The following is a 10,589-nucleotide window of genomic DNA, read 5'->3' as shown; positions in this document are numbered from 1 at the left end:
CCGCCGCCGTGCTGCCGGGACGGAGCAAAACCAGGCCACTCCGGTCGTCGACCCGGACACTGGCGAGATCACCGCCACCTGATCAATGACGACAACGATATGAAGAGAGCCCCGATCGGGGCCCTCTTCATATCGTCAGGCCCGCATCACAGTGGCCTACTTTTACTCCGCCCCGATGGCCTGGAATCTGACCGCCGTTGACAACCCGCCCTGCCTGACGTTATTTTTCGGAGTAGCTCTCTAGAGACCCCGGAACGTCGTAGCGCGACTCCCGCAAACATATGTCGTTATGGCCGCTTACTTTGTGTCAAAGACAGGCCGCAGAACATGGATGTGCCACGGCAAGGTAGAGCCGACCCGTTCAGCTGATCCGTGTCACCCAAAATCTCCTTTCTCGCCGGTTCGGATAAAGACAAGGAGACCCCGTCCAGCTTAACGCGACAAGACTTCCATGTTCTAATCCAAGGCGCGAGAACCCTTCTCCATCGTACTGGCAAATCAGAGGCGATTGTGCGATCCGATGCCAAACGAGGAGACATGAGTGAGCAAGCGTAAAGCCCAGCCTGTGGTTGCAACGGGCGTCGCAGGACTGGATGAAATCCTGCGCGGCGGCCTGCCCGCATCCAACCTCTATATGCTTCAGGGTGCGCCCGGCGCGGGCAAGACGACAGCTGCTCTGCAGTTCTTGCGCGCAGGCGTAGAAGCAGGGGAAAGATGCATCTACGTAAGCCTTTCCCAGACTGCTGCTGAGCTGAAATCGATCGCCTTGTCGCATGGCTGGACGTTGGACGGCATTCGGATCGAGGAACTGTCCGCATCCGACGCCATCAATGGCGCGGCCGATCAGACCATATTCCAGACCGCCGAACTCCGCCTCGACGAAACGCGCCAGGCGATCGAACTGGCGATCGAGGAGCATAAGCCACACCGCCTCGTCTATGACTCGCTGCTGGAGATCCGGCTCATCACGGGTGATACACCGCGGTTCCGCCGCGAACTGCTTGGCTTCAAGGCGTTCCTTGCGCAGCGCAAGGTCGTCGCGCTTTTGTTGGATACCCAGACCAATGAGGCAGCGCCCAACGGAGAAGAGGTCGAAGGGATTGCACATGGCGTCATCCGCTTCGACAAGTCGTTGCAGGATTATGGCTCGGTGCGACGGCGGATCGAGGTCAGCAAGATGCGCGGCGTGCCGATTGCCGACGGTTATCACGACATGGCGATACGGGAAGGCGAAGGCGTTGTTGTTTTCCCCCGGATCATCCCGGGCGAAGCCGTCGATACCCGCAAGCCGCAGCTAATTAAATCGGGCGTCGATGCGCTCGACGACATGTTTGGCGGCGGCCAGGAATCGGGCACAACCACTCTGGTCATCGGCCAGTCCGGGACCGGCAAATCGACCATGGCCTCGCTCTACGCAACTGCAGCGCTCAAACGGGGCGAAACGGTGGCGCTATTCCTGTTCGAGGAACGCCTGGAGACCTTCTTTCGGCGATCGGAAGGCCTCGGTATGGATTTGCGGCAGTTTCATGAAGACGGTCAGCTGATCATCCGGGATTTCAATCCCAACGAGATATCTCCCGGCGAATTCGCCCAGATTGCACAGTCGATCGTCAAGGATTTCAAAACCCGCGTCGTGGTCATCGACAGTTTCACAGGCTACCTCAACTCGTTGCCGCACCGCGAGAAGGCTGTACGAGACATTCAGTCTCTCCTCAAATATCTGGCGCGGTCGGGCGTTCTGACAATGCTGATCGTCGCCCAGCACGGTCTGCTCGGCCAGAATGTCGGTATCGATGTCGATGTGAGCTTCCTGGGCGATACCGTACTCCTGCTGCGGATCATGGAAGATGATGGCCGTCTTCGACGCAACATCACCGTCGTCAAGAAACGCCATGGCCCCCATGACCTGAATGTTCATGAACTGTTGATCGAAAGCGACGGCGTCAGGGTCGTCCCGTTCAATCCGCTGCCGACGGCATGAGTGGCAGCGATCTGGTCGAGCCGGGTGCGCTGGACCAGGTCCTTATTCTGGCGCCGTATCGACGGGACGCGGCCTATCTGGGTCAGTTGCTTGCCGAATATGACATGGCTGTCGCGACCTGCATCTCGGCAGACGAACTGACGGGGTATCTGGCGGCTGGGCCAGGCGTGTTCGTGACGACCCATGAAGCATTGACCCCGACCCTCATCGATATCGTCGCCCGGCATCTGAACGCCCAGCCCCCATGGTCCGAAATGCCGATCGTGGTCCTGCTTGACCGCGCGTCGCCGAACAGTCGAATCCGTGGACAGCTGGCGGCGGCATGGCCACGGTCGCGCCAGCTTTTCTATCAGCGCCCGCTCACCCAGGTCGAACTGGTCAGCGGCATCCAGTCGGCGCTGCTGGCGCGAATGCGGCAGAGGGAAGTGCGCGATCATATCGAGCGCGAGATCGAACTTCGCAGGGAACTGAACCACCGGGTCAAGAATATCCTGGCGAGCGTGTTTTCAATCTTTGAAATGACGCGCCGCGGCGCGACGAGTGTGGACGCGCTTGCGGATGATTTCGGTGCCCGCCTGACCGCACTGTCCAACGTACATTCCGCCGTCTTCGAGGCCAAGGGGGAGGCGATCTCGATCGCCGAGATCGCACGGCTCACGTTCGATCCCTATCGGCAGATGGGGGTCAGCCGGATCGACGCCTCCGGCCCGTCAGTCATGTTGACACGCGAGGCGGGTACAACACTGGCACTCTGCCTGCACGAACTGACGACCAACGCGATCAAATATGGTGCGTTGTCCGTGCCGAACGGCCAGGTTGCGTTCCATTGGGACATACTGCCGGACCTGGGTCCTGACTTGTCTGTCTTGTGGCAGGAAACGGGTGGACCGCCTGTCGTCGCGCCGTCGCGCTCAGGCTATGGCACACGCTATCTACGTGCGGCTCTAGGCGGCTTGTTCGGTGCCAAGCCCGACATCATGTTCGCGACCGATGGCCTTCGATGTGAGATTAACGGACCATTGGCACGCGTCGCCTGCAACCCGGAGGCACCGGACAGCGTTTCGGGCTTATGACATCAGACACCATCGGCGTTCGCAAGCCACTGCGGATCTATTGCATCGAAGATAATCCCCTGATCGTGTTTCATATCGAACATCTGATTGAGAAGGCAGGCCATGTTCTGGCGGGTTTTGCCGATAGCTTCTCCCAACTGACGGCTGACCCTGCCGCGATCGACATAGATGGCGCGCTCGTGGATGTCGATCTGGCTGATGGACGCACCGGTCCTGATGCGGCTGCATGGCTCAAGGAACGAGGCATTCCGTCGATCTTCGTGACCGGCCAGCAGGACATCGCGAATCTATATGCCGACCGGGTCGTCGGGGTGGTCATCAAACCGATCGTCGCTCAGGATTTTGCCGATAAGGTCCAGCGTCTGGACGGGCGGACCTGATCCCCGTTTGTAGGTAGAGATCGACTCTTTGCCGACATGCTTGCGGCGGTTCCGGGATCGCCCAGCGCATATATCGACAGGAACGAACTTTTATCAAAGCGGTTAACGACGCAAGTAAGTGAGCGGAGTGGGAACTTGTCTCATAGCCCGGCAGAAACTCTGTCCCCTGTCTTGCCGACTGCGGTCGAAGACGCAGCCTCCAAGCTTCTTCGTGCCTGTTGCGACGCCCGGTTAAAGATTGCGACGGCGGAAAGTTGCACGGGGGGCCTACTCGCCTCTCTGCTTACCGACGTGGAGGGTGCGAGCCACGCCTTCGAGCGTGGCTTCATTGTCTATAGCGAAGAAGCCAAATGTGAATTGCTCGGCATCGCGGGGGATCAGATTGATGTGTGCGGCGCCGTCAGTCGTGACGTCGCTATTGCAATGGCGCAGGGCACCATCCGGCAATCAGCCGCCGACATTTCGCTTGCGATCACTGGCTATGCGGGTCCCACCAACGACGGCGGAGAAGAAGGGCTTGTCCATTTTGCCTGTACCCGCAGAAACAGGACGACAAGACATAGGGTGGAGCATTTCGGTGCCGTAGGCCGTGGACCCATTCGGATCGCGGCCATAACTGTAGCGTTGGATATGATGATGGACGCCGTGCGTGACGCCTGATCGCTTCGCCTCGATCAATGAGCATGGGCTGATCCGCCTTGCAGTGGCAACGCCGACCGCAAGCGTCGGCGATGTAGCGGGCAATTCCAATGCAATCCTAGACTTAGTGCGGAAAGCGGCATTGGCAGGTGCCGACATCGTCCTGTTTCCAGAGCTGTGCCTATCATCCTACGCTATCGATGATCTGCATCTGCAGGATGCGCTACTGGACCGCGTGGAAACAGAGATCGGCAAGCTGATCGAGGCAAGCCTCGACTTACCTGTCCTGCTTGTTGGCGCTCCTGTTCGGCGTGCAGGACGGCTCTATAATGCGGCCTTGGCCATCGGCCAGGGAAAGCTTTTGGGCGTGGTCCCGAAAAGCTACCTTCCCAATTATCGCGAATATTATGAGAAGCGCTGGTTCGCGTCCGGCGCAGGCTTGACCGATCTCGATATCGAGCTTGCCGGCTGCCAAGCGCCCTTTGGCACTGACCTCCTCTTTTCGGCGAAGGAGAAGTCAGACTTCATTTTTCATATCGAGATTTGCGAGGATTACTGGTCGCCCCTGCCCCCCTCGACGATGGGCGCGCTGGCGGGCGCGCTGATCCTGTGTAATCTCTCGGCGTCGAACATCACCATCGGCAAATCGCGCGATCGGCATATGTTGTCGGCTTCACAGTCGGCGCGATGCTTGGCCGCCTATGCCTATTCTGCGGCAGGCCCCGGAGAAAGCACGACGGACTTAGCCTGGGATGGGCAGGCAATGGTGCACGAACTGGGGGAATTGTTAGCGGAATCGAAGCGCTTCGGGGACGACCCGGAGCTTACACTGGCCGATATCGATGTCCAGCGTCTGCGGCTCGAAAGGATGCGCAACGGAACTTTCAATGATACAGCCACGGCATGCGGCCACCCCGAACAGCGGTTCCGCCACGTAAAATTTTCCTGGGTAGCCCAAGGCGACCGTTCGGGTCTGTACCGTCCGCAACGGCGCTTTCCGTTCGTCCCCGCGGACGCGATGGCGTTGGATGCCGACTGCTACGAAGCGTTCAACATCCAGGTGCAAGGTCTGATCACCCGCTTTCGGGCTACTTCGAGTAAGCATCTGATCATCGGCGTTTCAGGCGGGCTCGATTCTACGCATGCGCTGATCGTGGCCGCCAAGGCATGCGACCGGCTGGGTCTCCCGCGTTCGACGATCCTTGGTTTTACCATGCCGGGTTTCGCGACCGGTGAAGAGACCCGATCGAATGCCTGGGCACTGATGAAAGCGCTTGGCATAACGGCCCAGGAGATCGATATCCGTCCCGCTGCGCGCCAGATGCTCTCAGACATGGAGCATCCCTTCGCCGCCGGCGAGCCGCTATACGACATCACTTTCGAAAATGTGCAGGCGGGGCTGCGCACCGACTATCTGTTTCGGCTCGCCAACCGCCACGGCGGCTTCGTCATCGGCACCGGTGACCTGTCCGAATTGGCGTTGGGCTGGTGTACCTATGGTGTGGGCGACCAGATGAGTCATTACGCCGTCAATTGCGGGGTTCCCAAGACGCTTATCCAATATCTGATACGCTGGTGCGTTTCTACAGGGCAGTTCGACTCCGCCACGGACGCGGTTCTGACTGCTATCCTCGGCACTGAAATCTCTCCAGAGCTTGTCCCGGCCGACGCCAGCGGCGCACTGCAGAGCGCGGAGAGCAAGGTTGGACCTTATGCCCTCAATGATTTCTTCCTTCACCATGTGGCGCGCGTCGGGCTGCCGCCCTCCAAGGTGGCATTTCTGGCTTGGCAGGCCTGGCGCGATGCCGATGCGGGAGAATGGCCGCCCGGCTATCCCGACGATGCCAAAATCTCCTACGATCTTTCATCGATCCGGCGCTGGCTTGAAAATTTCCTGTTTCGCCTTTTCACGATCAGCCAGTTCAAGCGATCGGCAATCCCCAACGGGCCCAAAGTTTCATCCGGCGGGGCATTATCGCCGCGCGGAGACTGGCGGGCACCATCCGATGGAACCGCAGCAGTCTGGCTCGATGAACTGGCAGCAGCGTTCGCCGACGCTCCCATTCGCTCCGATCCATGAAAGGCCGATACAATACGCAAACACCCAATATCCTTGGAATTGAGCGGGGCTGGCTTCCTGCTTCAGCATAAGCGCCGCTTAGGTTTGGATCGATCGCGTTGAACCCATTGGGCCTTTGCGTGTTGAAATCTTGCTCCCAACAGATTTGGACTGCGCACCATGACCGACCCAAGACCACCCCAGCCAGAGCAACAGCAATCGATGCCGGGCCTGACCGAGCCTATGGATCCACGCCCTGACCACGGCGAAACGAGCTATCAGGGATCGGGTAAGCTAAGTGGCAAGACGGCGATCATCACGGGTGGCGACAGCGGTATCGGGCGCGCTGTTGCGCTCGCTTTCGCGCGAGAGGGTGCCGACATCCTCATTTCCTATCTCAATGAAGAAGAGGATGCCCGAGAAACGGCGAAGTGGGTCGAGGAGGCGGGTCGCAAGGCAGTGCTGGTGCCCGGCGACATCGGCGATCCCGCTCATTGTCGATTGATCGTCGATCGCGCACTGGAAGAGTTTGGCGATCTACATATCCTCGTCAACAACGCCGCCCATCAGGCGAGCTTCGAAAAGATCGGAGATATTTCAGACGAGGAATGGCAGCAGACATTCGCCACGAACATTCATGCGATGTTCTATCTTGTGAAAGCGGCGGAGCCGCACCTGGCCCCCGGGGCCTCGATCATCAATACGACGTCGATCAATGCCGATCAGCCCAATGCCCATCTCCTTGCCTATGCAACGACGAAGGGCGCTATCCAGAATTTCACGATGGGCCTTGCCCAGCTGCTGGCCGACAAGGAAATCCGGGTTAATTGCGTAGCGCCCGGCCCGATCTGGACGCCGCTCATTCCCTCGACCATGCCGCCGGAGGCCGTGAAGAATTTCGGGAAAAACACCCCGTTCGGTCGCGCCGGGCAGCCCCGCGAGTTGGCTTCAGCCTATGTGATGCTGGCAAGCGACGAGTCCAGCTACACGACGGGTGCCACGGTCGCTGTCACAGGCGGGCGGCCCTTCATCTGAAATTTATTACCGAATGGGGAAGGCGATGCCTCGTTACTTTTTTCATACCGTTGATGGCGGGCGCGACTTTGACCAGGAAGGCACTGAATTGCCAAACGATGCCGCGGCACGGAAGGCGGCGATCCGGTTTGCCGGTGCTGTAATGCATGATGAGCCTGATGTACTTTGGGATGGACGTGACTATCGGGTGGAGGTCACCAACGAGACGGGCGCTCTCCTTTTTACGATCGTGATGCTGTCGATCGATGCGCCTGCATCCAATCGAGCCTGAACGCTAGCTTGCGCTTTGGCCGCTGGGTACGACAATCTCGAATGTCTTCGATCCCGACGGTGGCTGATGAAATTTCCCGCCACATGACGACACAAGACGGCGGACAAGACCAAGGCCTAGTCCATGCCCGTCTGATGGGGCGGCATCGAGGAACGGTAGGCCATCATCATCGACCTGTACGACGACATCATCGTCACGCCGTCGAACGACCACGGTAATCTTGCCACCCTTCGCATCGAAAGCATGTTTAATCGCGTTGGTCGCAAGTTCGTTCACGGCCAGGCAGATCGGCGTGACTAACGGCGAAGCAACCTCGTCGCAGCCATCACCTATTTCGAGCGAGATCAAAACGGATCTCAGCTCCGCATGCGCCTGCAACGCCTCGCAAACCTGACGCAAAGCGGTCGCCAGCGCGGACTGTTCCTCTTCCGACGTGGCCGCCCGCGCTCGGGCCAGAATAGCTATCCGTTCCGCCGCATCCTCAAGGGCGGCGCGTCCTTCCCGATCTTTCAGTCGTGTCGCTTGGAGGGAGAGCAGACTGACGACCAGTTGGAGGTCGTTGGTGCACCGGTGTACCGTCTCCCGCAATAACAGTTCCAAACGCTTGCACGCCTCCTGCGCTTCGGCGCCCGCCCGATCATCCGATCGAGTTGATGATTGCGGCCGCCCCATGCCTTCATTGGCAGTGCCATGCATGGGCAGGTTATCGCGCAACGCGGGTTTACCGGCAACCTCGTGAGTGCCATTGAGCCGCTCTGACATACGCACCTCTCTTTCAAGAGAAGAGTAGGAAGCGGGTTCAGGCGTGTCGCTAACCTCGATTGCTCATGATGTTAATGTCCAGGTCAGGATTGAGCATGTGAGCATCAGAATTTCCGTTTTGACACTATCTCATCCGCCATTCGGCCATTCACCTGAATTTACTCCGTACCTTCGCCCGCAGGCGCGTTCACGGCCACCATTTTGATAGTGAACAGGAGTCTTCTCAGTTCATCCGTTACAAAGATGCTGAACTCTCGACCATCCCAAAGTACGTCAGGCTGATCGTTCATGATTTCGCCAGCAAACTGGATGGCGAAATGCCTTGCTGCAGCGTGATCGCGTAACTCTGTTCCTGTTTCATCCCCATCGGCATCCGACGCGGAAAAGAAGTAGCGTGGCATTTTGTCCTCCAGGCATCGCGCACAGTAATGCTTCGCCCGAACTCACGCTCTAACCTGGTTAAGGAAACATCGATGAAAGGGGACCAGGTAAATGCGGCGCAACCTGATCGAGGTGCAGGTAAAGCGGATTGAAGTCGCCTTCTCGCCTGATCTTGTTCCAGTCCTGAATGGCGATCCAACGTCCGCTATGATCGATAAGGCCATCTTTCGCGAGTGCCTTCAAGGTTCGATTGACATGAACGCTGGTCATCCCGGTCGCGTCCCCCAATTGCTCCTGCGTCATCGGCAGATGAAAGTCAGCCGCATCGATAACACCGGCAGCGTGCATGCGAACGGCGATTTCGCACAATATATGGGCAATGCGCGCCCTTGCGTCACGCCGCCCGACGTTGAGCACCCATTCTCGATAAATCGAGGCGTCCACCAGACCATCGATCCAGAGCGCTTGGCCGACGGCGGGCCGCTCCAGGGCCATTTCCCGCAGAGCGTCGCGATCAATGTCGGCCACCTCAAGTTCGGTCAGGGCCTGGACACTGTGGTCGGCAATGTTGAGAAACAAATGTTGTAGATCGAGCAGATCGCCAGCCAGATGGATCGACACGATCTGACGCGCGCCATGCACCGTCAACTTATGCCGAAATGCGAGTCCAGAGAGGACAAAACTGCAATGCGGACGGGGCGGCTCCCCCTCGCGGACGACATAAGCACTTGGGTTAAGGTAGCGATGCTGAAAAGGGAGTGCTGATACTGCGGCGCGATCTTCTTCGTCGAGCGCGGCCCGCTGCGAAAGCCGTCGCGCGAAGAAATCCAAATTGGTGATCGATGACATGCAGCCTCCACCGGGCGGGAGCACATGTATCTCTCTGTCGCCGGGACACCCAGTTAGTTGCCCGGCAATATAGCGTCTTTAACATGGCCACTAACATATGGCCTAACCTATCTCATCAGCTGACATTATGACGGTTTCGATAAGCTGATCTGCCCCCTGCTGAGTGGCCCAAAGACTATGATAGTCTGGACCACGAAAGGGACGATGAATGCCGAGCAAGAAGCACAAGCCGGAAGAGATTATCGGCAAGCTGCGTGAAGTTGAGATTGTGCTGGCACAGGGAGCGAGCACGGCCGAAGCCTGCCGCCGGATCGCGGTCAGCGAGCAGACCTATTATCGCTGGCGGAAGGAATATGGCGGCCTGAAGACCGATCAGGCGCGGCGGATGAAGGATCTGGAGAAAGAGAACCAGCGTCTTCGCCGGGCGATCTCGGACCTGACGCTGGACAAGCTGATCCTGCAGGAGGCAGCCAAGGGAAACTTCTAAGCCCCGCGCGGCGGCGACGCTGCATTGATCATGTGCGACGAAAGTTTCCGGTATCCGAGCGACGGATATGCCGGGTGCTGGGTCAGCATCGATCGACGCAGCGCAAGGTGCCGCGCGGGGCGGATGACGAGCAGGCGCTGACGGAGGACATCATCGCTCTGGCAAAGCAATATGGTCGATACGGCTACCGCCGGGTGACGGCGTTGCTGTGCCATGCGGGTTGGACGGTGAACCATAAGCGGGTCGAACGGATCTGGCGGCGTGAGGGGCTGAAGGTTCCACAGCGCCAGCCAAAGCGCGGGCGTCTATGGCTCAATGACGGATCCTGCATCCGCCTGCGGCCGGAATATCCGGGACATGTATGGGCCTACGACTTCGTCGAAGGTCGCACGCATGATGGCCGCAAGTTCCGCATCCTGACCATCATCGATGAGGCCAGCCGGGAGTGCCTGGCGCTCGTCGTGGCGCGTCAGCTCAAGCATGAGGATGTTCTGGCGGCCTTAGCCGACCTGTTCATCTCGCGCGGCCCTCCGGCACATATACGGTCCGATAACGTCCTGGGTCACGAAGGAAAGCGAGATTTGGTCAACAGATCTCTATGCGCCGGCATTGAGCGGCGAGGCATGCATTCTGAGCCAGATGGCTTCCACCGTCAACGGGATCGCTCCCTGC

General features: G+C 58.9%; 10 protein-coding genes and 1 pseudogene. 8 read left to right on the top strand and 3 right to left on the bottom strand.

What is annotated here, in order from left to right; all coding sequences use genetic code 11:
* Positions 1–541 precede the first annotated feature (541 nt).
* The 7 genes from F4U94_RS23265 (at position 542) to F4U94_RS23235 (ending at position 7,438) form a co-directional block, all read left to right on the top strand.
* Complete coding sequence (locus F4U94_RS23265) at positions 542–1,981, top strand: DUF7125 family protein (protein ID WP_120251143.1); 1,440 nt, start codon at positions 542–544, stop codon at positions 1,979–1,981.
* Positions 1,978–3,054: a sensor histidine kinase gene (locus F4U94_RS23260; protein ID WP_120251142.1), complete on the top strand. Its 1,077-nt coding sequence runs from the start codon at positions 1,978–1,980 to the stop codon at positions 3,052–3,054. Before F4U94_RS23265 ends, F4U94_RS23260 begins: the two co-directional genes overlap by 4 nt.
* Positions 3,051–3,434, top strand: a complete 384-nt coding sequence (locus F4U94_RS23255) for a response regulator (RefSeq protein WP_120251141.1) — start codon at positions 3,051–3,053, stop codon at positions 3,432–3,434. Before F4U94_RS23260 ends, F4U94_RS23255 begins: the two co-directional genes overlap by 4 nt.
* A gap of 171 nt (positions 3,435–3,605) precedes the next feature.
* A complete protein-coding gene (locus F4U94_RS23250) occupies positions 3,606–4,094 on the top strand; it encodes a CinA family protein (RefSeq protein WP_249042113.1) in 489 nt (162 codons plus the stop codon).
* A complete protein-coding gene (locus F4U94_RS23245) occupies positions 4,084–6,153 on the top strand; it encodes an NAD(+) synthase (RefSeq protein ID WP_120251139.1) in 2,070 nt (689 codons plus the stop codon). The genes F4U94_RS23250 and F4U94_RS23245 overlap by 11 nt, the downstream gene beginning before the upstream one ends.
* A gap of 159 nt (positions 6,154–6,312) precedes the next feature.
* Positions 6,313–7,167, top strand: a complete 855-nt coding sequence (locus F4U94_RS23240) for an SDR family oxidoreductase (RefSeq protein WP_120251138.1) — start codon at positions 6,313–6,315, stop codon at positions 7,165–7,167.
* A gap of 25 nt (positions 7,168–7,192) precedes the next feature.
* Complete coding sequence (locus F4U94_RS23235; protein ID WP_145986236.1) at positions 7,193–7,438, top strand: DUF6894 family protein; 246 nt, start codon at positions 7,193–7,195, stop codon at positions 7,436–7,438.
* A gap of 3 nt (positions 7,439–7,441) precedes the next feature.
* Here F4U94_RS23235 and F4U94_RS23230 read toward each other — a convergent pair whose 3' ends face one another.
* The 3 genes from F4U94_RS23230 to F4U94_RS23220 form a co-directional block, all read right to left on the bottom strand.
* Positions 7,442–8,200, bottom strand: a complete 759-nt coding sequence (locus F4U94_RS23230; RefSeq protein WP_232015749.1) for an ATP-binding protein — start codon at positions 8,198–8,200, stop codon at positions 7,442–7,444.
* 158 nt (positions 8,201–8,358) lie between these two features.
* Positions 8,359–8,601, bottom strand: a complete 243-nt coding sequence (locus F4U94_RS23225; protein ID WP_120251136.1) for a DUF6894 family protein — start codon at positions 8,599–8,601, stop codon at positions 8,359–8,361.
* A 58-nt stretch (positions 8,602–8,659) separates the two neighbouring features.
* Positions 8,660–9,430 (bottom strand): Crp/Fnr family transcriptional regulator, encoded by a 771-nt coding sequence (locus tag F4U94_RS23220; RefSeq protein ID WP_120251135.1) that lies wholly within the window; start codon positions 9,428–9,430, stop codon positions 8,660–8,662.
* Between the two features lie 208 nt (positions 9,431–9,638).
* On the opposite strand from F4U94_RS23220, the pseudogene F4U94_RS23215 reads away from it, so the two are divergent.
* Positions 9,639–10,471, top strand: a pseudogene (locus F4U94_RS23215) (IS3 family transposase); the annotation flags it as partial.
* Positions 10,472–10,589: the final 118 nt, after the last annotated feature.

This window comes from Sphingobium limneticum, assembly GCF_008710155.1.
GTDB lineage: Bacteria > Pseudomonadota > Alphaproteobacteria > Sphingomonadales > Sphingomonadaceae > Sphingobium > Sphingobium limneticum.
This window is presented reverse-complemented; position numbering and strand designations above follow the sequence as displayed.